Origin of the sequence: Candidatus Rickettsiella viridis, from assembly GCF_003966755.1 — a bacterium.
GTDB classification, from domain to species: domain Bacteria; phylum Pseudomonadota; class Gammaproteobacteria; order Diplorickettsiales; family Diplorickettsiaceae; genus Rickettsiella_B; species Rickettsiella_B viridis.
Window position 1 is genome coordinate 1,293,222 of the sequence record NZ_AP018005.1, and the last position, 24,820, is coordinate 1,318,041.

General features: G+C 40.6%; 22 protein-coding genes. 12 read left to right on the forward strand and 10 right to left on the reverse strand.

The annotated features are described in order from the left end of the window. Window positions 1-4: 4 nt before the first annotated feature. Complete coding sequence (rplS, locus tag DMP02_RS05890) at window positions 5-415, forward strand: 50S ribosomal protein L19 (RefSeq protein ID WP_126323227.1); 411 nt, start codon at window positions 5-7, stop codon at window positions 413-415. Between the two features lie 86 nt (window positions 416-501). Then, a complete protein-coding gene (locus DMP02_RS05895) occupies window positions 502-942 on the forward strand; it encodes a methylated-DNA--[protein]-cysteine S-methyltransferase (RefSeq protein ID WP_197720794.1) in 441 nt (146 codons plus the stop codon). Between the two features lie 490 nt (window positions 943-1,432). Here the strand turns inward: DMP02_RS05895 and DMP02_RS05900 are convergent, their stop codons facing one another. Together DMP02_RS05900 and DMP02_RS05905 are read right to left on the reverse strand one after the other, a co-directional pair. After that, a complete protein-coding gene (locus DMP02_RS05900; protein WP_126323228.1) occupies window positions 1,433-3,748 on the reverse strand; it encodes a DNA internalization-related competence protein ComEC/Rec2 in 2,316 nt (771 codons plus the stop codon). Between the two features lie 200 nt (window positions 3,749-3,948). Continuing rightward, window positions 3,949-4,959 carry an inorganic phosphate transporter gene (locus DMP02_RS05905; protein WP_126323229.1) on the reverse strand — a complete coding sequence of 337 codons (1,011 nt, stop codon included), beginning with the start codon at window positions 4,957-4,959 and terminating at the stop codon, window positions 3,949-3,951. Between the two features lie 236 nt (window positions 4,960-5,195). On the opposite strand from DMP02_RS05905, the gene dapE reads away from it, so the two are divergent. Continuing rightward, the gene (dapE, locus tag DMP02_RS05910) at window positions 5,196-6,329 is read left to right on the forward strand and encodes a succinyl-diaminopimelate desuccinylase (RefSeq protein ID WP_126323230.1); all 1,134 of its coding nucleotides are present in this window, start codon (window positions 5,196-5,198) and stop codon (window positions 6,327-6,329) included. 215 nt (window positions 6,330-6,544) lie between these two features. Here the strand turns inward: dapE and DMP02_RS05915 are convergent, their stop codons facing one another. The 4 genes from DMP02_RS05915 to gltA form a co-directional block, all read right to left on the reverse strand. Continuing rightward, the gene (locus DMP02_RS05915) at window positions 6,545-7,219 is read right to left on the reverse strand and encodes a murein L,D-transpeptidase catalytic domain family protein (RefSeq protein ID WP_126323231.1); all 675 of its coding nucleotides are present in this window, start codon (window positions 7,217-7,219) and stop codon (window positions 6,545-6,547) included. A 107-nt stretch (window positions 7,220-7,326) separates the two neighbouring features. Further along, entirely contained in the window at window positions 7,327-7,908 is a 582-nt protein-coding gene (locus DMP02_RS05920; protein WP_126323232.1) for an SEL1-like repeat protein, read from the reverse strand. Between the two features lie 124 nt (window positions 7,909-8,032). Further along, complete coding sequence (locus DMP02_RS05925) at window positions 8,033-8,353, reverse strand: hypothetical protein (protein WP_232019629.1); 321 nt, start codon at window positions 8,351-8,353, stop codon at window positions 8,033-8,035. Window positions 8,354-8,692: 339 nt separating this feature from the next. Then, on the reverse strand, window positions 8,693-9,985 hold the full coding sequence (gene gltA / locus DMP02_RS05930; protein WP_408608714.1) for a citrate synthase: 1,293 nt from the start codon (window positions 9,983-9,985) through the stop codon (window positions 8,693-8,695). 234 nt (window positions 9,986-10,219) lie between these two features. On the opposite strand from gltA, the gene rluC reads away from it, so the two are divergent. Continuing rightward, window positions 10,220-11,164 (forward strand): 23S rRNA pseudouridine(955/2504/2580) synthase RluC, encoded by a 945-nt coding sequence (gene rluC, locus DMP02_RS05935; RefSeq protein ID WP_126323234.1) that lies wholly within the window; start codon window positions 10,220-10,222, stop codon window positions 11,162-11,164. On the opposite strand, the gene adk is transcribed toward rluC, so the two are convergent. Continuing rightward, a complete protein-coding gene (gene adk / locus DMP02_RS05940) occupies window positions 11,161-11,826 on the reverse strand; it encodes an adenylate kinase (protein WP_126323235.1) in 666 nt (221 codons plus the stop codon). The genes rluC and adk overlap by 4 nt on opposite strands. Before the next feature lie 262 nt (window positions 11,827-12,088). On the opposite strand from adk, the gene DMP02_RS05945 reads away from it, so the two are divergent. The 6 genes from DMP02_RS05945 to xseA are packed head-to-tail and all read left to right on the forward strand — an operon-like array spanning window position 12,089 to window position 19,353. Then, window positions 12,089-12,868 (forward strand): 3'-5' exonuclease, encoded by a 780-nt coding sequence (locus DMP02_RS05945; RefSeq protein WP_126323236.1) that lies wholly within the window; start codon window positions 12,089-12,091, stop codon window positions 12,866-12,868. Then, window positions 12,856-13,665 carry a TRAM domain-containing protein gene (locus tag DMP02_RS07270; RefSeq protein WP_197720795.1) on the forward strand — a complete coding sequence of 270 codons (810 nt, stop codon included), beginning with the start codon at window positions 12,856-12,858 and terminating at the stop codon, window positions 13,663-13,665. Before DMP02_RS05945 ends, DMP02_RS07270 begins: the two co-directional genes overlap by 13 nt. Continuing rightward, complete coding sequence (rlmD, locus tag DMP02_RS07275) at window positions 13,655-14,185, forward strand: 23S rRNA (uracil(1939)-C(5))-methyltransferase RlmD (protein WP_197720796.1); 531 nt, start codon at window positions 13,655-13,657, stop codon at window positions 14,183-14,185. The genes DMP02_RS07270 and rlmD overlap by 11 nt, the downstream gene beginning before the upstream one ends. Before the next feature lie 5 nt (window positions 14,186-14,190). Continuing rightward, complete coding sequence (gene dacB / locus DMP02_RS05955; protein WP_126323237.1) at window positions 14,191-15,690, forward strand: D-alanyl-D-alanine carboxypeptidase/D-alanyl-D-alanine endopeptidase; 1,500 nt, start codon at window positions 14,191-14,193, stop codon at window positions 15,688-15,690. A 36-nt stretch (window positions 15,691-15,726) separates the two neighbouring features. Continuing rightward, a complete protein-coding gene (gene relA, locus DMP02_RS05960; protein WP_126323238.1) occupies window positions 15,727-17,937 on the forward strand; it encodes a GTP diphosphokinase in 2,211 nt (736 codons plus the stop codon). A gap of 57 nt (window positions 17,938-17,994) precedes the next feature. Continuing rightward, the gene (gene xseA / locus DMP02_RS07280; protein ID WP_232019630.1) at window positions 17,995-19,353 is read left to right on the forward strand and encodes an exodeoxyribonuclease VII large subunit; all 1,359 of its coding nucleotides are present in this window, start codon (window positions 17,995-17,997) and stop codon (window positions 19,351-19,353) included. A 122-nt stretch (window positions 19,354-19,475) separates the two neighbouring features. Here the strand turns inward: xseA and topA are convergent, their stop codons facing one another. From topA to ppa, 3 genes are all read right to left on the reverse strand, one after another. Beyond that, window positions 19,476-21,779, reverse strand: coding sequence for a type I DNA topoisomerase (gene topA / locus DMP02_RS05970; RefSeq protein WP_126323239.1), 2,304 nt, complete (start codon window positions 21,777-21,779; stop codon window positions 19,476-19,478). A gap of 2 nt (window positions 21,780-21,781) precedes the next feature. Beyond that, window positions 21,782-23,020: a DNA-processing protein DprA gene (dprA, locus tag DMP02_RS05975; protein WP_126323240.1), complete on the reverse strand. Its 1,239-nt coding sequence runs from the start codon at window positions 23,018-23,020 to the stop codon at window positions 21,782-21,784. A 67-nt stretch (window positions 23,021-23,087) separates the two neighbouring features. Then, on the reverse strand, window positions 23,088-23,615 hold the full coding sequence (ppa, locus tag DMP02_RS05980) for an inorganic diphosphatase (RefSeq protein ID WP_126323241.1): 528 nt from the start codon (window positions 23,613-23,615) through the stop codon (window positions 23,088-23,090). 88 nt (window positions 23,616-23,703) lie between these two features. Between ppa and DMP02_RS05985 the strand changes: the two genes are divergently transcribed. Beyond that, complete coding sequence (locus DMP02_RS05985) at window positions 23,704-24,045, forward strand: histidine triad nucleotide-binding protein (protein WP_126323242.1); 342 nt, start codon at window positions 23,704-23,706, stop codon at window positions 24,043-24,045. A gap of 211 nt (window positions 24,046-24,256) precedes the next feature. Beyond that, complete coding sequence (locus DMP02_RS05990) at window positions 24,257-24,811, forward strand: transglycosylase SLT domain-containing protein (protein ID WP_126323243.1); 555 nt, start codon at window positions 24,257-24,259, stop codon at window positions 24,809-24,811. Window positions 24,812-24,820 lie beyond the last annotated feature (9 nt).

Here is a 24,820-nt window from a genome sequence, read left to right on the forward strand (position 1 = left end):
TGAGATGAGTAACCTCATACAAGCAATTGAACAAGAACAAATGACAGCACAAAACTTTCCCGAGTTTCGGGCCGGTGACACTGTAATCGTAAAGGTCAAAGTAAAAGAAGGTAATCGTGAGCGATTACAGGCCTTTGAAGGCGTCGTTATCGCACGCCGTAATCGTGAATTTAATTCGTCTTTTACCGTCAGAAAGATTTCTCACGGTGAAGGTGTAGAACGTGTTTTCGCACTTTATAGCCCTTTAATAGCTGGGATAGAAATAAAGCGTCGCGGTGACGTTCGCAAAGCAAAACTCTACCACTTAAGAAGTCTTCGTGGTAAAGCCGCTCGTATTAAAGAGAAATTAGAAGGCGTTAAACAACAAGCTCCTGTAGCTGTAGAAAACGTCGATACCCCTCCTACCGCGGAATAAATATTCCAATAGCTAAACCGCTGCCCTAGAAAAATCCAGGGTAGCGGTTTATACTCTTCACCCTTGAATTTAAAGATCACCAGGCCTTGTCTAAAAACGACTCTTTTCATATTGCCATTGTTAACACACCCTTTGGAAAAATAAGAATCTCCGCCGGAGAATATCTTACACGCATTGAATTCCTCACAGAGGAGATTCCTTTACGTTCTCCCAAAACCATATTTATTCAGCAAATTGTTTATGAGTTAAACAGTTATTTTAAAGATCCATCTTTTAAATTTACTATTCCTTATCAAATGGCTGGAACGGATTTCCAAAAACGTGTATGGAGTGCTTTAAGTACCCTTCCTATGGGTACAACCATTACCTATGGTGAATTAGCCCAAAAATTAAAAACCGGCGCAAGGGCTATTGGTCAAGCTTGCCGCACAAACCCATTACCCTTATTCATTCCTTGTCACCGTGTACTTTCTCAACACGGACTCGGTGGTTTTAGTGGTGATCGCACCGGAAAAAAATCGCGATAAAACAATGGCTGTTAAATCATGAAGTACGCTAAAAACCAATCATTTCACTGCAAATACAAAATTATTTTACGTGCAATACTGTTTAAAAATATTCTAAACTTTAAAGCACAATTAATTTAAGCAATAACTAAAAAATGTCATTCCGTATTTTATCGCTACACATGCCGTGTAAGTATTAGCGCAAACTTGTGTAAGCGATAACGGAAGCCATCAAACAGCCATTGTAATAAATAATAAATTTGTTAATCTATGTCTTGTGTGTTGCTGATGGTCTTGATGGATCAAGAATTTAGTCTTTCAATAGTAGTGTAATTATTCTTGAATAACTAATTAGCAAAGCACTGGATCGGATAGGATATCCACGCTCTAGTTTATAGGGTGTTAGCAAGGATGCTACAGGGATGTCACCCACCAACACAGATATACCCCCTTGGGCCGTTTTACGGCCCTTTTTATTTTAATAAGTATTAAAATAAAAAGTTTAACTCACTTAATTTTGCCAAAAATGCTGATCCTTCTGGTGGTAACTCTCTATCGGTATAACATTAGAATTTGGGTTTAATTTTAGCATTACCATTCCATCCAAAGCCGTATCATAAGTTATTGATCCTAGACGCTGATAACGCTGTAACACAATATCATGAGGAAATTTAAATTGGTTACGATAACCAGTCGCAAACAATGCTATTTTCGGCTTAACTTTATTTAAAAATTCAATGCTAGACGAGGTTTTACTACCATGATGTGGAACCACTAAAATAGTACTGGATAATTGATCGCTTGCATGATGAACCAAATAATCTTCTGTCTCTTTTTCAATATCACCCGTTAATAAAATACTATTTTTAGTATTACTTATCTTCAATACACAAGAACTATTATTCCCCAAATAAGCTGTATTGGCAGAAGGGTATAATACGGCAAAATCAACTTGATCCCATTGCCAACGAGTATTTTCCTCACAAAATTTAGCGCGTTCCGGCAAAAATTTTTGCGGAACACTACTGATTATCTGAGCGACTGGCATTTGTTTTAATAAGCTTCTTGCGCCCCCTATATGATCATTATCACCATGGCTCACCATCAACATATCAAGCTGGTGAATACCACTGTTCTGTAAAAAGGGAATAAGCACCGCACGTCCCGCATCAAACGATCGATTTGGCCCCGTATCATAAACTAAAATGTGATGCTGGGTTTGTACTACCGTCGCCAACCCTTGCCCTACATCGAGAAGATTAAGCCAAATCTCACCCTGCTTTGGCCCCTCAGGTCTCCAGTAAAATAAAGGTAATAAATAAACCACACTCAAAAAACGTCCTGGAAATCCTTTTGGCGCTAAGAGCAGTAATACGCCTAGTAAACTTGCCGTCAATATCCAAGGAGTTACTATAAAAGTAGTGGATTGTGTCCATTCTAAGGTTGAAAAATACGTCAGCAGTTGCCACAAACATTCAAGCAATCTTTCTGCTAAAATTAACAAATTATTTCCCCAGGAAGGAATTAATAGTGTTAAGAATCCTCCCAAAAGTGCCATGGGCAAGATGATAAAACCGACCGATGGAATAGCTATCGCATTGGCAATAAAACTTAACCAAGAGATTTGCTGAAAAAATAAGGCTGATAAAGGAATCAAACCAATTCCAACACTATATTGTGTCCTTACCCAAGAACGCCAACCCTTTGTTGACTGAACGCGACCTAATGCCGCATAAAAAATAAAAGCCACCGCCATAAAAGAAAGCCAAAAACTAGCTGATAAAACTGAAAAAGGCGAGCACACCAAAATAATCAATAATGCATAATTAAAAGCATAACCTGAAGGAAGATTTCGTCTAGATAAATTTGCTGCTAAAAATACAAGCAGCATCAATAAAGCTCTTTGAATGGGTAAAGCAAATCCAGCCAAGATACTATAAAACACAGCAAACACGCCCGTTAATCCAGCTGCTACTTGAGAAGCAGGCATAAAAAGCGTTGCATAAGGAATACGGCAGTAAACAAAACGTGTTATAAAATAAATAATGCCCGCGATAAAAGCGAGATGCAGTCCTGAAATAGCAAATAAATGATTAGTACCGGTTCCACGCATCACATTCCATTGCGCATCAGTAATATCATAGCGAACCCCTGTTGTTAATGCGCTAATTAGCCCTAGCAAAGGATAATCGTTTAAAGATTTTTTTATATTCCGGGTTAACTTTTCTCTTAAATGATCAATACCATAATAAAACCTTGCCGATTGGATTAAGCGAGGATGAAATTTATCTAAAATATAACCTGTAGCCTGGATATTCTGTTGAAATAATGCCGCTTGATAATCAAAACTACCCGGATTCCAAAATGCACGTGGTCGTTTTAAACGAATAGCAAATTGCCACACCTCACCCTTCTTTAATTGCGGAGGATGATAGGAATGACTATAGCGATAGCCACTTAAGCGAACCCGTAAGGGATAATTGATAGGAAATTTGGTTGCTATTTCTTGAATAAGGAAATCAAAACGAAGTTGATGAACGTGATATTCAGGAATAGAAATTATCGTCCCTGTTACCAACAGGGTTTTTCCCTCCAGTGCTGACGGTAAATAATGCTGCATTCTATGCTGTGCAACTATCAACACCCACAACAGTCCTACCAGGAAAGCAATCAACAACGGGAATAAAAAAACAATGCGACGGCGGAAGAAAATAAGTAAAAAGCTACTGATTGCAACAATACAGCCAACCCGTTGCAGTGAAGGCAAAGAGGAAAGATGTGTAATTCCTATTACAGCAATTAGAAACCCTAACGTCCATCGGGTCATAAACTTTTTTAATCATTATTATTCTTTAAAACTTTAACCAAGTTATGCATTAATGTAAATAGACGTAATAGGCTGTCATTGCGAGCGCGAAGCGCGTGGCAATCCAGTAACATTACTTAACTTTTTCCTGGATGGCCACGGCCTTCACTACTCGTTCCGGCCTCGCCATGACGTGTTTCTATTATTACAAAGAAAAAGTTTTAATGAATGCCTAAATGAAAGAATATTTCGAGCGCCATAACCGCGGCAGCAACAAATCCTGCGGCAGGAATAGTGAGTACCCATGCCCAAACAATACGGCGTACCGTTGGCCAATGTGTATTTAACCATCCATTACTGGTGCCTGCGCCGAGAATAGAACCTGTTACGGTATGTGTTGTAGAAACAGGAATACCCATATCTGTTGCCGCAAACAGTGTTAATGCCGCACCTGACGCCGCGCAAGCGCCACTCAATGGAGTTAATTGCGTCAGCTTGCTACCCATGGTGTGAATGATACGCCATCCGCCCATGAGCGTTCCTAATCCCATCACAAAGTTACAAGAAATAACAACCCAAAATGGGATATAGAAGTGGCCATTCAAAAGTCCTGCTGAAAATAACAAGACCGCAATAATACCCATGGTTTTTTGGGCGTCATTACCACCGTGACCTAAGCTTAATAAAGCCGCTGCAATGAATTGAGCACGCTTAGCCCATCGTTCTGCTTTAATAGAATTCACATCTTCTAATAAAAAATTAGAAGTTTTTATCAGTAGCCAACTGATGAATAAACCTAATACCGGTGATAAAACAATAGCAATTAAGACGGGAAGTAAACCATGCCAATTCAAAACACCCCAACCACCTCCAACAAGCGCCGCACCTACTAATCCCCCTATTAACCCATGCGATGAGCTGGAGGGTAAACCAAAATACCAGGTCAACAGGTTCCAAATAATAGCGCCGACAAGCGCTGCAAGAATAAGGTAAGGCGTCACAATATGTGGCTCAATTAATCCTGAACCAATGGTTGTTGCCACATTGAGGTGAAAAAATAAGAAAGCAATAAAATTAAAGAAAGCAGCCCATAGAACGGCCGTAAACGGTTTTAAAACCTTTGTTGCCACCATGATGGCAACCGAATTGGCAGCATCATGAAACCCATTGATAAAATCAAATACAAACGCTAAAAAGACAACAAAATAAATAAACACAAAGGCGCTAGTCATTCAACGTTTCTTTCCATCCACCTAAATCGCTACCGAGTATACACGACGTTTATAAGCTTCGCACTCGGGTGCTTGTTTTAAACAAAATAGGGAATCATGAGGCACTATCGCAATAACAATAGTTTTTTGGATTTTACCCATTTATTTTAAAAACCTAGTTTTATGTAACATTCTATTATTTCCTCGGGTCTTCGCTTTAACGTACAATTACCCAGAAAAATCATAGGACCTGATTTATGTTATCGCTTATTGAACTCACACAGCAACTTATTGCATGCCCTTCTGTAACACCTAAAGATGCAGGTTGTCAAACTCTCTTAACTGAACCTTTACAGCATTTAGATTTCCGAATTGAACACTTACCGTTTGTAGATGTCAATAATTTCTGGGCTAGACGTGGCACAAAAGCACCTTTATTTGTTTTTGCAGGGCATACAGACGTTGTGCCGCCTGGCCCGCTAGAGAAATGGGATACACCACCTTTTGAATCTAATATTCGTAATGGCCTTCTTTATGGCCGTGGCAGCGCGGATATGAAAGGCAGTCTCGCCGCCATGTTAATCGCTTGCAAAAAGTTTATTTCACAACATCCTAACCACCTCGGTTCTATCGCTTGGTTAATTACCAGTGATGAAGAAGGTCCTAGTATTAACGGCACCGCAAAAGTCATTGAAACCTTAAAAAATAGAAAGGAAAAAATTGATTATTGCTTAGTCGGAGAACCTACTTGCGAAGAAAAATTAGGCGATACTTTAAAAATAGGTAGACGTGGCTCACTATCAGGTCACTTAATCATACAAGGAAAACAAGGTCATATTGCCTATCCACAATTAACTAAAAATCCTATTCATCTCTTTTCCTCTGCCCTGGTTGAATTACTCAACACCGCCTGGGATGACAATCCGATTAATCCAGATTTCCAAACAACCAGTTTTCAACTCTCAAATATCAACGCCGGTACGGGTGCAGAAAACGTCATTCCAGATAATTTAGACGTTAAATTCAATTTCCGTTACTCACCGGTTACCAGCGCTGAAAAATTACAAGCCATGTTAATCCGTTGTTTAGACAAACATAAATTAGATTATCAGCTGAATTGGCAACATGGTGGTAAACCTTTCCTCAGCACTGAAGGTAAATTACGCATGGCAGCGATTTCCAGCATAAAAGAAATAACAGGACATTCACCTTCTATTTCTACAACGGGCGGTATTTCAGATGCGCGCTTTATTGCTGCTGGAGGAACTGAGGTCGTGGAATTTGGACCTTGTAACCGAAGTATTCATCAAATTAATGAATGTGTTTCGATCGCTGATTTAGAAAAATTAGCTTTAATTTATGAATCATTATTAAAAAAAATATTACTTTAAATATCAATTTCACTAAAATTATGCGAGAAGCTGTCATTGCGAGCGCGATCAGCGCGCGGCAATCCAGAAACAGGTAACTAAAAAAATTTAACTTGCTGGATGGCCACGCTCACTGCGTTCGCTCGCCATGACGGTGGTTTTTTTTACTGCCACCAAAAGCCATTTTTTCACAAAAAAAAAGCAGCCCTAAGGCTGCTCTACGTTATCTCAAACGTTTATGAAAGAAACTGAGATTTTGATAACCACGATGGGTCAGGATAGTAAGCAACTACAAGCGTACCGTCCTTAATCGTATGGATTAATGAATCGGCAATCGCTGGAATTACCGCGAAACAACCCCAACTTCTTCCTAAGCGACCATGCGCTTGAGCAAATTGTGCTGTCGCATAATCAGCTCTATGGAAGACGATATCGCGAGATTCCGCTTTATCGTTAAATCCTTTATCTAATCCTTTTACTCGTAATGAATAACCGTGTTTACCACCATAGGTCGACTCGGTTAAAAACACACCTAAACTTGACGCTAAACTTCCTGGATTATCAGAGAAGTTATTCGCATAGTTAGCACCACTATTTTGTCCATGAGCAACGTAATCGTTGAAAAGGACCGTGTGCTTGTTTAAGTCTAATACCCAAAGTCTTCGAGCCGTTGAAGGCTTCGTAAAATCGACAATAGTTAAGACTCGTTGTTTATCTAAACCTTGTTGTCTTGCTTTGGAGTAAGCCTCTAAACCAACCTGCAAAGCTTTAGGACTAAGTCCTGGGGCTTTACTACGAAACTGATTTATCTCATTCTGGACGTTTAAGTCGTTTGTAGGGCTAGCGCTTACAGCCATCGTAAAAAGACCACTGGCTAGGAGTAACAAACTCGTTATTTTCTTTGATATCACTATAACAACCTCCTCCCCGCTATTAAGCAAAGGAATAGCCACTATAGCACAATTCGCACAAAAAATGAACGTTTTTGTCCCACAAACCCGCGTAAAAGGCTTACATTTTACCCTTTGTAAGCCCTTAAAGCAGAAAAAAACTCGGGGGAATTTAATTTGAGCATATCGAAAATCTGAGTGGCTTTAGCCCAAGCCTGCTCTAAATCAATACTTTCTAAAACAAGCTGATAGCCTTTTTCCAGGTTAGGTTTACTTCCCCAGCCATGGATATAAGCCATTCCTAATAAACGACGTGCTAAAGGATAGCCCTGTTCGTCAGCCGCTTGTAAATAGACCCTGGATTCCTCAAAAAAAGACTGAGCATAGGCTTTAGGCTTATTCGTCTTATAGAGTGGGTTCCGAGCGATACCCTCCCAAAATTTCCCATAATTCAATAAACACTCAGCAAGCAAATATTGTGCCCTGGAATCCCCAAAACTAGCAATGACCCGATAACACTCTAAGGCATGGAATTCTGCATAAGGTAAGTCTTTATCAAAGCGGCATTTTTCATAGAATTCAGCCATCGCATAAAAGGCCTGAATTAATGCCTTAAGTCGACTATCTGACCCTTCTGATTCATAAAGCTTATGTAATTTATGAAGTCTTTTTTGCAGTCGATTGAACTGTAATTTTTGGAGAATATTCATAAGGTGTGTGAAATACAAAAAAGGGAACAAAAAATCATTTTCTTTTCCCTGCTTAAGTATTTTGGATCTATTTATTTTAATTGATGCGACACAGTTTTTTCAGAATACCTGACCCTACTACCATTTAGGACATTTTTCTTGGCCTGCCACGTTTTCTCATACCAGAGCGTTTATTAGCTGTTTTAGCACGTCGACCTGCCATTATCATTCGCTGCGAGGCTTTGGAAAGCTTTTTCCCAAACTTAGCCTTGGCAAGGGCTAGTGCCTTATAGTTAGCTTCCATCTTTTTACGCTCTATTTTGACAACCTTTTCTAGCGCTTTTTGATAAGCTTCTTGTGATGCAACCTTTAGCTTCTCTTTAAAATCTGCTTTTAACAACGCAATTTTAGTACGTAAAGCTTTATGGATTGCACGGGCATTCTGAGCTGCTTTATTACGCTGCATTTTTTTAGCTGCGCTGAGAGGTGGTCTACCTCGTTTCTTTTTTATTTGTGTTAAAGTTACCATAATTTTAATTTCCTTTTGTTTAAGTTAATAGAAAGAAATTAGCGTCCTCCTGTAAATTAAAAGTAATTATCCGGGTTTTACACTCCATTTTAAAGCTAAGAATATAACTCTCTACTTTAATGCGCAATATTATATATACTTTAAATGAAGTTCAGCAATAGGCTAATTGCAAAATACTCGGAACGCTGAGTAAATTAAACGACTTTAATTTACAAATCCTCAGTAGTTTAACGCATTAACATTAATTAATGAGTATATGATCCTATTTATGGGGATTTATTTTCTATTTTCAAGAGAAATAAAATCGCGTTGCATTTCTCCACAATACAATTGTCGTGGTCTTGCAATACGACGTTTAGGATCGGCTATCATTTCTTCCCAATGTGAAACCCAGCCCACCGTACGTGCCAAGGCAAAAATAACCGTAAACATATTCGTTGGGATACCTAATGCACTTAATGTGATACCTGAATAGAAATCAACATTAGGATAGAGCTTCTTCTCAATAAAGTAAGGGTCTTCTAAAGCAATTTTTTCTAAAGCTAGAGCAAGCTTAAACAAAGGCGCTTCTCTTTGGCCTGTTTCTTCTAATACTTCGTGGCAGGTTTCTCGCATAACCTTAGCCCTAGGATCATAATTTTTATAGACACGATGCCCAAAACCCATTAAACGAAATGAATCGTTTGGATCTTTGGCTTTTTGTATATACTTTTTGATATGCGTGATATCGCCTATTTCATGTAGCATAGTTAAACACGCTTCATTAGCACCACCGTGGGCAGGCCCCCATAGCGCAGCAATCCCTGCAGAAATACAAGCGTACGGATTAGCACCGGTTGAACCCGCCATTCTCACTGTGGATGTCGAAGCATTTTGTTCATGATCGGCATGCAAAATAAAAATTCTATCTAACGCTCGAGCTAAAACAGGATTAGGACATTTATTTTCTGTCGGTACACCAAACATCATATGCAAGAAATTTTCAGCGTAGCTTAAATCGTTAGCGGGATACATAAAAGGTAAACCCGTAGAATACTTGTAACACATAGCCGCCAAGGTGGGCATTTTAGCAATCAAACGTAAAGCTGCTAATTTTCGGTGTTCTTCATTGTTAATATCTAAGGACTCATGATAAAACGCAGATAAAGCGCCTACCACGCCGACCATAATAGCCATGGGATGGGCGTCTCTACGAAATCCATTAAAGAAATGGCGTAGTTGTTCATGCACCATCGTATGATTATTAATGTGCTTATTAAACTCTTCTTTTTCTGATGCACTTGGCAATTCGCCATGAAGTAGTAAATAAGCAATTTCAATAAAATCAGACTTTTCTGCCAGTTGTGCGATAGGGTAGCCTCGGTAAAGTAGCTGACCTTTCTCTCCATCGATGAAAGTGATCTTTGATCTACATGCCGCCGTCGATAAAAACCCGGGGTCATATGAAAATACGTTACTTTTTGCTAACTGTGTTACATCAATAACATCTGGCCCTAATGTACCCTTATAAACTGGTAATTCAATGGGAGACAAATTTTTGATAGTCAATGTTGTAGCTTGGGTCATAATGGCCTCATAGTTATATACTCTTAGCCCTTGAATCGTTTGCTGCATTTTCGCGGCACCTTGCCAAAAATCCAATGGTTGGTGAGTATAAATTAATACGTAGCTATCTAAAGCACTTAATTATTTAAAAACGCCTGTGATTATACCGCAGAGAGCTGATAATTAGCCTATTTATTCTTAATATTTCATCAAAATAATTAGATAGATATGCAATTTTTATGTTAGATTAACGACATTGTGCAAACTATTCAACACTTAACTGTGGCAGCAGACCAGGTTGGTCAGCGCCTAGACAACTATTTACTCTCTAGACTCAAAGGGTTACCTAAAAGTCGCCTTTACCGGATTATACGGAAAGGCGAAGTGCGTGTTAATAAAAAACGCGTAAAGCCCGACTATCGCTTAGAAATAGATGATGTGATACGCATCCCGCCCTTGCGTCTTGCAACCCCCAATGCCAAAATTTCTCCCAACGAAAAATTAATCGCCTTATTTGAAAAATCCATTATTTTTGAAGACAAAAACTTTCTGGCAATTAATAAGCCGTCTGGAATAGCCGTTCATGGCGGCAGTGGAATACAGCTCGGTGTCATTGAAACATTACGCGCCTTACGACCACAGCAAAAATTTTTAGAATTAGTTCATCGTTTGGATCGTGATACTTCAGGTTGTTTATTGATTGCGAAAAAAAGCAGTATCTTGAAAGAATTGCATGAATTACTGAGAACCGGGGGTGACATCAAAAAAACCTACCTGGCGTTAGTGGCCGGCCATTGGCCCTCGTCTTTAAAAAAGATTGATGTTCCTCTCCATAAAAATCAATTACAATCTGGAGAACGTATCGTCCGTGTCCATGAGTCCGGAAAAAACTGTTTAACTGAATTCCATCCTATTCAATCTTTTGCTGATACAACACTTATAGAAGCCATGCCGATTACGGGTCGCACGCATCAAATCCGCGTGCATGCTCAATATGCCAAACACCCTATTATTGGCGATGAAAAATACGGTGATAAATCAGCTAATAAAAAAATGCGTGAATTAGGTTGCAAACGATTATTTCTGCATGCCAGTGAACTCGAATTTTATCTTCCTTCAATAGAACAACGTTTTCAATTAAAAGCAGAACTGCCTCCTGATTTAAACCATTGTTTGAAGCACTTAAGCGAAAAAAAGGATTAAGACGCTGATTTACTGAGCTCAGCAAGTATTCGATCACGCACTTCCAATACCTCTGCCTGACCATTCACTTGTATAAAATGAGGCGCTCCCTCATCACCGCGACGTTGCCAATCCTGATAATAATCTATTAATGGTTTTGTCTGCCTACGATAGACCTGCAAACGCTCCCGAACGGTTTCTTCACAATCATCTTCTCGCTGAATCAAATCCTCTCCTGTCACATCATCTTTATTGGGAATACGAGGCGGGTTATAGATAAGGTGATAAATACGTCCCGAGCCTGGATGAATACGGCGACCACTTAAACGTTTAACAATTTCCTCGTCATCAACAGCAATTTCAATCACAAAATCGATAAGAATATGATTTTTCCGGATCGCTTCAGCTTGGGGTAAGGTACGGGGAAAACCGTCGAATAAAAAACCATTTTTACAATCCGCGTTACTAATTCGATCTTCAACCAGCGCAATAATAACCGCATCTGGCACTAGCTGACCCGCATCCATCATAGCCTTCGCCTGCAAACCCACCGCTGTTCCTTGATTGACAGCCGTGCGTAGCATATCGCCGGTAGAAATTTGCGGAATATGATAATGGTCGGTGATAAATTTTGCCTGTGTACCTTTCCCTGCGCCAGGACTACCTAATAAAATAATTCTCATGATGCTATTTTTATCTCAAAATAAATTTCTATGCTGTTTCGCACCTTCAAGCACAATGTGCGTAGTATGCCTTCAGTATTCGGCAGAAACTAGCCAAACCGCTAAAAATATGTTTTTATTCCTAAAAAATCGTTCCCTAGGCAAGCTAACTGATTTTTCCAAGTAATAGGCCCAGCTTCTAAAGAATTCTACTATAAAAACAAGAACCCTTGATATACTCCTGAGTAAAACCCATCGCTTATCTTTAAACTATTATTGCCCTATGAACATTTTTGTTTTTGATATTGAAACGGTCCCTGATACAAACAGCGGCCGCCTTCTTTATCAGCTGGAAAGTGCAAGCGACAAAGAAGTTGCTGAGACTATGGTAAAAAAACGCCAGGAAAAAACCGGCTCTACCTCGACCTTCCTGCCCCATCACCTACAGCGTATTGTGGCTATTTCAGGCGTCTTACGCAGTAGAGATCAATTCAAAATTGCCTCTTTTGGCGATGTAAACTCCAGTGAAGAACACCTTATCGAATCCTTTTTCAAATGCCTCGAAAAATATCTACCTATACTTGTTTCTTGGAATGGTAGTGGATTTGATCTCCCTGTTTTACATTACCGTGCGCTATTACACGGCATTAGTAGCCCTAGTTATTGGAATCATGGCGATGATGGGGATGCGAGTTTTCGTTGGAATAACTACCTTAGCCGCTATCACTATCGCCACAGTGATTTGATGGATATATTAGCTGGCTACCAAAGCCGTTCAAATGCTCCACTCACAGAAATTGCACTTATGTTAGGCTTGCCTGGCAAGCTAGGTATGGATGGATCCCAAGTATGGGACTACTTTTTAGAGGGAAAACGTCAGGCGATTCGAGATTACTGTGAAACTGACGTGCTCAATACCTATTTAATTTATCTTCGATTTGAACTAATACGTGGGAAATTAACCCCTGAAGCCTACCGAAAAGAATGTGACACTGCACGAGAATGCATTATCCAAGAAAAAAAACCTCACTTTGAAGAATTTGTAAAAACATGGAAAAAATAAATAACGCCGCCGAAAATTCAAATACGAAAACTATACCTGTTTCTATTATAGGGCTTTCTCATGAAGGCCGTGGCATTGCTCACATCAATGGAAAAACAAGCTTTGTACAAGATGCCTTACCCGGCGAAAGTGTGTTAGTTGAAATCACTAAAAAACACCGTCAATATGACGAGGCAAGAACCACTGCGATTTTAAAACGCTCTCCAGATCGTGTAACGCCAAAATGCATCCACTATGGCATCTGTGGCGGATGTAGCCTGCAACATCTAAATACGGATGCGCAATTAAAACATAAAGAAAAAACCCTATTAGAGCAACTGGCGCATATCGCAGGAACACAGCCTAATATCTTGTTACCGCCACTCAAGGGCCCAAGTTGGGGCTACCGACGCCGCGCACGCTTAGGTGTCAAGTACGTTGCCAAAAAACAAGCGGTCCTGGTTGGTTTTCGAGAAAAAAATGGACGCTACTTGGCTCAATTAAAAAGCTGTGAAACTCTAGCACCTAGAATAGCGCAGCTCATATCACCGTTACAGCAACTTATTAGTACATTGAAAGCCTATCAGACTATCCCACAAATCGAAGCCTCATTAGGCGATGAGGATTTGGCATTGGTTTTTAGACACTTAACCCCCTTGGATAGCGAAGATCGCACAAAACTCAAGGCTTTTGCTAAGGAATATCAGCTGCAGCTTTATTTACAACCGGGCAATGAAAGTACAATGCACTGTATCTGGCCCGAAATAAAACCAAAATCACTTAGATCAGCCAAGCAAACCACTGGAGTTGCTCTTTGAACCTCACGATTTTATTCAAATCAATGCGACTATCAATCAATCCATGATAAACCGCGCTATAGAATTGCTCGCACCCAATTTCAGCGATCGGATATTGGATTTGTTTTGTGGATTAGGTAATTTTAGCTTAGCTCTTGCGACACAGTGCCAATCTGTCATCGGTATAGAAGGGTCTCCAGAACTTGTAGCGCGTGCCAGAGAAAATGCCATGCATAATACGATTTCCAACGTCCAGTTTCATACCGCCGATCTATCAAACCCCATCAGCAAACAAAGCTGGTCACAACAGCGCTTTAATAAGCTATTATTAGATCCACCTCGTTCTGGCGCTCTTGAGATTATCCAGCAAATTGCATCTTGGCCAATAGAACGTATTGTGTACGTATCCTGTAATTCAGCAAGCCTTGCGCGTGACGCTGGCGAATTAATAAAACAAAGCTATACCCTAGAACAAGCGGGCGTTATGGATATGTTTCCGCACACACAACATAGTGAAACGATTTGTTTATTTACTAGATAGGTAGTATGAATAGACTAAAACTGTTCTGTCAGAAAATACGCCGGGTTGTTTTATGGCCAATCTTTCTATTGCTTAGTCTTTTAGCACCCGCTACACAAAGTTTTGCCATGTATGATGAAAATGGCTACCAAGCAAATTCGCCCAGCCTTCAAGCAAATTTGAACAGTATTATCAGTCGTTTCAAAGGCTTCCAGGTCGGAGTTTCTGTTCAGTCGCTCAGCACCGGAAGGGTATTATATCAATACCATGCCAATCATGGCTTTGTTCCTGCTAGCACCTTAAAATTATTTACCGGCATTGCTGCTCTGGATTATTTAGGTCCGTATTATCAATTTAAAACTCGCTTTCTAACCAATCCCGCAGCCAAAGTCATCGATGGTGTTTTAACAGGCAATCTTTATATTAAATTTAGCGGCGACCCTTATCTAACATTAGAAGATCTTAAAGACATGTTGGATAGTTTGGGCGATCAAAAAATTACAAAAGTACAAGGAAATATCGTTATTGATGATACGGCTAGCGATCGGAGCACCTGGCCGCCCGGACGTGTTATTGATGATAAGGTATTTTGTTACGCCGCACCTGTTACGGCAACCATTATTAATCGTAATTGCTTTAGCGTGAGTGTAAAACCGAACAAGTTACCTCACCCTACTGTCGTAAAAAGTAATAGTAACCTTGGCATTGTCATCGACAATCAAGCCGTTACAAAACGTTTAAGACGACCTAGCTACTCATTAGCTTTAAAACCTACAGAGGCACACGAAAATAATCACTACACGTTAAGGGGTTATTTATCCCCAAAGATGGGGCCTTTATCTTTTGCGGTTGCGTTGCAAAATCCAAATCTCGCGACCTATGATATTGTGGCAGGATTACTAAAAAAATATTCTATTCAATATACTAATCTCATTTATGGCAAAACGCCGCCGATGGCTAAAACCTTAGCCGAAAATAGCTCGCCTGAATTGGCATTTTTAATAAAAAATATGCTAAAAAAATCTGATAATTTAATTGCAGATAGCTTATTAAAAAAATTAGGCGAAAAATATTTTTCTGCACAAGGAAGCTGGAAAACAGGACGCAGTGCCATTCAAGCCATTCTTGCCAGTAAAACAGATATTGATTTTAGGCATGTTGTTCTAATCGACGGCTCTGGTTTATCCAGAGATAATATCGTTACACCCAATGCCTTTGTTAAGTTACTTAACTTTGCCTATAAAAAACTACCGGACAGTGCTTTACTTTTTGAATCATTACCAAGCTCGGGCCGAGATGGAACACTAAAACACCGCTTAGGCGGCCCTGTATTAGGTAGAATCCATGCAAAAACAGGCAGTATGCACGGTATTAGTAGCCTAGCCGGTTATGTCCGAACTTCAAATAATCAAATTTTAGCTTTTTCTATCTTAGTGAATGATCCTATTCCTGGCAAAAACAATCAAGGAGGATACCGTTTGCTTGAAAATCGAATTTGTGAGTTCTTAGCCAGAACTGCCGTATAAACCATAAATAATCGTTAAAAATAAGGAATAATCATTATGGTTAAAATAAAAAATTCTCTTTACTTAAACGAAGACAGCAGTATCAATTTAGAAGCCTGGTTACATCATGCCGCGATGCAACGTAATCCAGAAGATTTTAAGCTCATCCGTCAAGCCTGCATTTTAAGTCAAATTGTTGGTGAAACAAAAGTAACGCCTACCAATGTCTCTTGTTTGCAACAAGGATTGACCATGGCAGAAATTCTTTTGGACTTGCACCTTGATAAAGAAACCATAGCCGCTGCTTTAATCTATAGTGGCGCCAATTATGCCGAGCTCTGCCTAGAAACCATTGACGAACATTTAGGTCTACCGGTTACTAAGCTCATCGAAGGCGTAACACAAATGGATGCCATCCGTATTTCCAGTACCGCTACACCTGTTTACCAAACCCAACTAGAAAACACGCGCAAAATGTTACTTGCGATGGTAAAAGATATGCGTGTTGTTTTAATTAAATTAGCCGAACGCCTAGCCACTATACGTACACTCGATAATCTAGAAGAAGAAGCAAGGCAATCTTATGCCAGAGAAACACTGGACATTTATGCACCTCTGGCTAACCGTTTGGGCGTAGGCCAATTACAGTGGGAACTTGAAGATCTTGCTTTACATTATTTAGAACCCGAAGTTTATGGAAAAATAGCTCGCTTATTACAGGAACGTTTAGTCGATAGAGAAGCCTATGTCCAAGACTTAATTGCAGGATTGCGTAAGGTCTTGGAAAATGCACATTTACAAAACTTTCAATTACATGGTCGAGTCAAACATATCCATAGCATTTACCGAAAAATGCAACAGAAAAAATTAGAATTTGAAGAACTATATGATTTAAATGCAATCCGTATTTTAGTCAATACCGTTAAAGATTGTTATAACGCCTTAAGTATTATCCATGGTCTATGGCCACCGATTAATGGGCAGTTTGATGATTATATCGCTACCCCAAAATCGAATGGCTATCGCTCCATTCATACCGCTGTGTTAGGCCCTCATCAAAAAAGACTAGAGATACAGATTCGTACGCATCAAATGCACCAAGAATCAGAACATGGTTTGGCAGCACATTGGCAATATAAAGAAAGCTCTCAACAAAAAATCGGTTATCAAACTAAAATAGCCTGGTTACGACAAGTACTCGAATGGCAAAAAGAATTAGTCAAGCAAGGCAAAGCAACCGTACCGGGGCTTACTACTATTTTAGATGACAGAATCTATGTCTTTACACCGAATGGCGATATTGTCGATCTACCCAAGGGGTCAACACCGCTCGATTTTGCCTATCATATTCATAGCGAAATTGGACATCGTTGCCGTGGAGCAAAAATTAATGGCGCAATCGTCCCTCTGACTTATCAATTAAAAACCAGTGAACAAGTTGAAATCCTGACAACAAAACAAGGTTCTCCAAGCCGAGATTGGTTAAACCCTAATCTCGGCTATCTATTTACAGCGCGTGCAAAAGCGAAAGCACACCATTGGTTTAAAAGCCAAGATTACGATCAGCATATTACTGATGGACAAACTTTATTAGATAAAGAATGCCAACGCCTTGGACTAGTCGCCGTCGATCAAGAACAATTAGCACATAAGCTTCATTTCAAAACTAAAAAAGAATTATTAGCGGCATTAGGCAGTGGTGATCTACGCATTACACAACTTTTGAATGCTATACAAACCAAAGAACATCTATCCGAAGCCAGAATGCTAATTGAACCAGAAATTTTGCTAGGGAAACCACGTAGCACCTTACCTGAAGGCATCACAATTGCCGGCGTTACTGATCTTTTGACTCAAACAGCAGGCTGTTGTAAACCCGTGCATGGTGATCCTATCCGCGGATTCATTACTCAAGGTCGTGGCATTGTTTTACACCGCGATGACTGCACACATTTATTAAACCTTGAATCGGATAAGCAGGATCGTTTAGTGAATGCCGATTGGGGTAAAGAAATTAGCCAAGTCTACCCGGTGGACCTCTGTGTAGAAGCCTATGATCGCCCTGGACTCGTACGTGATGTTTCGACACTTATTGCAAACGAAAAAATTAATTTGATTGCGTTGACATTATCAAGTAATAAAATAGAACCTAAAGCCTTTATGAAATTAACAATCGAGATCCCCAGTTTAACCTCGCTCAGTAAAGTCTTAGACCGTATTAAACAGATACCCAATGTGATAGAAGTGAAACGGCAAGTGGTTAATTAATATGAATTCGAATGTCATTGCGAGCGCCGCTGGCGCGCGGCAATCTAGGAAATAATAATGACAATTCATTTATCAGAAAGAAAAAAATCAGTATTGAGCTCAGATGACATAATCTATAGTATCTCTGAGCTCAATCAAATGGTACAAAACTTATTAGAAGATGCCTTTTTACCGCTTTGGATAGAAGGAGAAATTTCTAATTTTGCTTGTCCTAGTTCAGGACATTGGTATTTTTCTTTAAAAGACAAAAATGCCCAAGTGCGATGCGCTCTCTTTCAGGGACGCCATCGCCATTCGGGACTATACTCACAGCAATCGGGTTTTCGGCAAGGCGCCGCAAAAATGAGCAACCGGAGTGTATATAACATACATGAGGATTGCGGATTGAGCGGGAACACAGCCGAAAATTCGAGTGCGAAGAGTATACAACCGAAAGATGGCATGCAAGTCCTGGTACGTGCCAAAATCAGCCTTTATCCGGCACGTGGTGAATTCCAATTAATTGTTGACCAAATGGAACTTGCAGGTGAAGGTGCGCTGCGCAAAGCCTTTGAACAATTAAAAGCTAAATTGGCCACAGAAGGTTTATTTGAAAATTACCACAAAAAATCTTTGCCTAAATTTCCTAAAACGATTGGTGTTATCACCTCAGAAACCGGTGCCGCACTTCGAGATATCTGTGTCATCTTAAAAAGACGCTTTGCATCTATTGCTATTATTATTTATCCCTGCCTCGTTCAAGGAAAAACAGCCGCCGCGCAAATTGCGGCACAAATCCAACGTGCCAATCAACGTCAAGAGTGTGATGTTTTAATTTTAGCACGTGGTGGAGGATCATTAGAGGATCTCTGGTGTTTTAATGAAGAAATTGTCGCTAGAGCCATTTTTAACAGTCAATTACCTCTTGTTAGCGCCATAGGCCATGAAACTGACTTTACTATTGCAGATTTTATAGCCGATCAACGGGCAGCAACATCCTCCATGGCCGCTCAGTTAGTAAGCCCGGATATACAGGAATACCAACCGCTTTTAGCCAAAACCAGGCAACGTTTAACTAACATCATACAACAGGCTATAAATCGTTATCATCAACAACTTGAAAACCTTGCTAAACGCTTACGCCACCCACGCCAACGTTTACAAGACAACGCACAGCGCTTAGATGATTTAACGCAACGTTTAACATTAAACATGAAAACACAATTAGAAATGCGCCAACAAAAACTATCAGGGCTATCCCGCACGCTACATGCTGTTAGCCCTCTTGCTAGCCTAGCGCGCGGTTATGCGGTGATTAAAAATGTTAAAACCCGACAAATCATCCGTGAAATCCGTGACGTCACAATTGGCGATCGAGTTGTTGCTGAAATTGCTAACGGGAAGCTTTTATGCCAGGTTGAGGATCTTCTTGATTAACCTCATCGTTTTTGCCGTTTCTCTCTATAAAAAAACTTTCTGAAAAACCGCTGTAGGATCGCCGCTACTTTTATTCTTTAATGTTGTTTTCATTTTTCATAGCGCTCCTTGTCATCAATAATTTACTCTACGGGTGCAGCCTCCATAGGCTCCGCATATCCACACTCTTTACGTGGGCACACTTTTTCGGTACCACGTCGCTTGGTTGTCTTGATCGTCATCACTGGCCACGCACAACGTGGACAAGCTTGCTCAATCGGCTCATTCCATACTGCATAGGTACAAGTTGGATAAGTAGAACACGAATAAAAAATCTTACCGTAACGTGATTTCCGTTTCAGTAAGCTGCCTTTATGGCATTCAGGACATTCAATACCCGTATCAGCCGGTTTTTCTAAAGGTTCTATATGTTTACATTTTGGATAATAACTACAGCCAATAAATTTGCCATAACGGCCTATTTTGATATGTAAAGCATGGCCACAGTCAGGGCAAACGCGACCTTCTACAACTTCCGGCTCACTTGCCGTTGTCACTTCACCTTCCATATTACGTGTATAGTCACAATCTGGATAACCCGAGCAACCAATAAACCGTCCTCGTTTTCCTAAACGTATTGATAAAGCTTTGCCGCATTTAGGACAGTTTTCATCTAAAGCTTCTTGCGTTACATCTTTACGCTGCACGGTTTCTTCTGTAGTTTCTACTAATGTTTTAAACGGCATCCAAAAATCCTTCAACAAAGGCACCCACTCTTGCTCTCCCCTGGAAATTTGATCCAGCTTGTCTTCTAATCGTGCGGTAAAGTCATAATCGACATATTGCATAAAGTAACGCGTTAAAAACTTATTCACCACACGTCCAACATCGGTGGGTTTAAAACGCTTTTGATCCAGTATAACGTATTCGCGATTTTGTAAGGTTGAAATAATAGGCACGTACGTTGAAGGACGACCAATATCCCGCTCTTCTAAGGCTTTAACTAAACTTGCTTCACTATATCGTGGTGGTGGTTCAGTAAAATGTTGATCCGCACTGATGTCTATTAAGTCAACGACATCACCTTCTTTCAGCGGCGGTAGCATGCTCCCTTCTTCATCTGATTTCGCTTTGCTTTCATCTTGGCTTTCAAGATAAACCGCCATAAAACCCGGATGAACAATGGTAGAACCATTCGCACGGAAACAATGATCGGAAGTATCCTTCGCTCTCAAATCCACAGCAACCGTATTAATCGTCGCATGGATCATCTGTGAAGCAACAGTACGCTTCCATATTAATTCGTAGAGCTTGCGCTGCTCAGGCGTTAAATGTGCTTTTATGTCTTCAGGTGCATATTCAACATGGGTAGGACGAATTGCTTCATGCGCTTCTTGTGCATTACGACTCTTCGTACGAAACTGACGCGGTGACTCAGGTACTTCATTCTCGCCATAACGTTGTACAATATATCCACGAATTGATTCTAAGGCTTCATTAGAAAGATGAACCGAATCGGTACGCATATAAGTAATCAAACCGACGGCGCCTTCACCTACATCAATCCCTTCATAAAGTTGTTGCGCCAAACGCATCGTTCGCTGTGCCGTAAAACCCAGTTTACGTCCGGCTTCTTGTTGTAAAGTAGACGTCGTAAAAGGAGCTGTTGGATTACGCTTGCGTTGTTTCTTTTCAACTTTTGTGACTAACAAATGGCCTTGCGCCATTTTTTCCAAACTGCTTTTTATTGTTTCTGCTTGAGCTTGTGTTGTGATACTAAACTGCTCAAGTTTTTCATGGTTATATTCGATCAAACGTGCAAAAAAATTCTGTTGTTCAGCCTGCGTATTCGCCGTTAGTGTCCAATATTCCTGCGTTTTAAACGCTTCTATTTCTTCTTCGCGTTCAACAATTAAGCGTAATGCAGGACTCTGTACACGCCCTGCCGATAATCCACGACGTACTTTCTTCCACAGTAGTGGCGATAGCGTAAAACCAACCAGATAGTCTAAAGCGCGACGTGCTTGCTGCGCATTGACCAAATCCATCGCAATATCACGCGGATTGGCCACGGCGGCTTTAACAGCCGCCTTGGTGATTTCATGAAAAACAACGCGGTAGACGGGTTTATCTTTTAAGGCTTTTTTAGCTTTAAGAATTTCATAAACATGCCAAGCGATAGCCTCGCCCTCTCGATCAGGGTCAGTTGCCAGATAAAGTGCATCGGCCGCTTTAAATGCCTTAATGATCATATCCACATGCTTGGCATTCTTCTCGATAAGCGCATAGGTCATCGCAAAATCATGCGCTGGATCGACTGCCCCCTCTTTAGGGAGTAAATCACGAACGTGCCCATAGGAAGCGAGGACTTCGAAATCCTTACCTAAATATTTTTTAATTGTTTTAGCCTTCGCAGGCGATTCAACAATCAATAGATTCTTTGCCATATTTATTTCCTGGTATAACCCCCGGGGACCGCACTAATATAACCTTGTAACTCAAGTAAGGCTAAACGAGCAAGTAGTCTATCTGCCGTCAAGCCAGTTCGCATGACTAAGCTGTCGATTGTCGTCCTTTCAAAGTCCAGGCACTCTACAAGCTTTATATCGTCAGAATCAAGCCCAGATTTTGAATCGAGTCTATCTGTTACTGCAGAACTATCTTCTATAGGGCCCATTGCTACATTAAGCAAGCCAGTTGCAAAAGATAACCCAAGCAAAATATCATAGCTACTTTCAACCAGGGTAGCGCCTTGTTTTAACAACGCATGGCAACCCCGACTCAGAGGGTTAGCAATAGAACCCGGTACAGCAAAAACCTCACGTCCTTGCTCAGCCGCATAGCGTGCCGTAATTAAGGAACCGCTTCTCATCGCCGCCTCAATAACAACAACGCCCATACTTAATCCACTAATAATTCGATTACGACGTGGAAAATGTTCTGCTCTTGGCGGTGCATCAGGAAAAAACTCAGAAACAAGTGCGCCTCCTTTTTCTATTATCTGTAACGCTAACCCTCGGTGACAACGAGGATAAATTTCAGTAATGCCGGAACCTAAAACAGCGATTGTTTTACCACCTGTGGCTAAACACCCTTGATGACTTGCGCCATCAATACCGCGCGCTAAACCACTAACAATAATAAATCCTTGCTGACTTAACTCATTCGCAAAGCGATAAGCTATTTCTAAACCTATGGGTGAGGGTTGACGCGCCCCCACCATAGCCAATTGATAATCTTGAAGAAGGGAAACATCACCTTCAATAAATAAAATTAAAGGCGGGGAAGCTATTTCACGTAATAAAGGAGGATAAAGAACGTCCTGCCAATGCAGGATATGCCGCCCCGGCTTTTCTCGCCAAGCTAGGCAAGCATCAACACGTTTCCAATCAGGTTTTTTTAATCCTGTTATTAAAGCGTTGCTAATACCTAGCGCAGATAATGCTGTATGGGATGCTGCGAGCAGTGCGGCAGGTGTTGAAAAAACCTCAAGTAATTTCAACACCGTTGCAAAACCACAGGAAGGCACCGTATAAAGTGCTAACCAGTCACGTAGTGTACTCTTCGCACTTGAATTTTCGGCTGTGTTCCCGCTCAGTTCGCAATCCTCATGTATTCCATATACACTGCGGTTGCTCACTGATCCGGCGCCTTGCCGAAAATCCCATTGCTGTGAGTACTCATCCATGAAAAACCTTTCCAAACGGCTGTTATTTTTGTTTATTGCCCCCGCATGACGCTACGCAATGTTTTCGTTATTTGTAACGTTTAATGCTCGTCAAAATTTCTTCTTGAGCTGCTTCGACGCCCTTCCACTCTTTCACTTTAACCCATTTATTTTTTTCAAGATCCTTATAATGCTCAAAAAAATGCTTAATGCTATCGGTTAGTTGTGAAGGTAAATCTTTCCAGGTCTTTACCCCATGATAAAGTGTTGACAGCTTATCAACGGGAACCGCTAAAATCTTTGCATCAATACCGGATTCATCTTTCATTTCCAACATCCCAACGGGTCTGCAGGCAATGACACAGCCAATCAATAAAGGGAATGGCGCAACAACCAACACATCAACGGGATCCCCGTCTTCTGATAAGGTTTGAGGCACATAACCATAGTTGCAGGGATAGTACATGGCTGTACCTAAGAATCGGTCTACGCACAAAGCACCTGTCTCTTTATCGACCTCATATTTAATGGGATCACTATGACTAGGAATTTCTATCACTACATTGATTTCATCCGGCGTTTTTTTACCTGGGCCAATTTTAACAAGCGCGCTCATCGTTTATATTTCCTAAAAGTTTCTTTTAAAGCATAATCATAACAAAATTGACGCCTTAAACCATCCCAATCTTAGTCATAGGAAGCTTATGGACTGTATTTTTTGTAAAATAATTAAAGGTGAATTGCCCACTGAGAAAGTTTATGAAGATGAAAATATCCTAGCGTTCAACGATCTCCACCCACGTGCTCCTATTCATCAACTGATTGTCCCCAAAAAACATATCGCTACCTTAAACGATTTGACTGAAGAGGATACTGAACTGGTTGGAACCATGGTACAAACGGCACGCCACTTGGCAGACAAAGCGGCTATTTCCAAATCAGGCTATCGTACCGTTTTCAATTGTAACAAGGATGGCGGGCAAGAGATTATGCATTTGCACTTGCACCTTCTAGGGGGACGCGCCCTGCACTGGCCTCCCGGTTAGCAGATGCCTAAAGTGCTTGCCAATCCAAGAGCGCTGTGGGTATATTTCTGTATAAGAATAATTTTATACTCTTCGCACTTGAATGTTTGTCTGCGTTCCCGCTCAACTCGCCATCCTCATGTATCATGTATACACTTCGGTGGCTTCGTTTTCGCGGCGCCTTGCCAAACATCCTATTGCTGTGAGTATATAACCTTGAAGAGAAAAAACGATGGATTTAGTCACACTCATTTTAGCTTGCAGTCTCTATGCAGACAATACAGTCCCCTATGCTATGGTACAAGCAGGAAGTGGAAATAAGCCATTGTTCGTCACGGTAGATAATCAAGCGAAACAATTTAAAACAGAACCTGAAGCCATTGCTTATACCCAAGCAAAAATAGCACAAGGCAAAAAGGTCAATATTGGCTTAATGCAAATTTCCAGCCAATGGCTCCCAGAAGTGGGTGCTCATGCGGCGGATTTATTCCGACCCTGTAAAAACATGGTCATCGCCACACAAATTATGAATAAGTTACGCCTACAATGCCAAACGTTAGCGGCACATAATCCAACACTCAATGTTCAAACGTGTATGCTATCGATGTATAAAACAGGAAATACGCAAGCTGGAATTACTTTTGCAAACACCGTGATTGCGTATGCTGACAATCACCCTTTTTCCCCTTTAGCTGAAAAAGCACGCGATCCCGGTATGTTAGCAGCTGCCGCAAAACCCAAACCCGCTGCACTAGCCGCCAATATAACACCGAGTGAAGCTTCATAAAAGATGAGT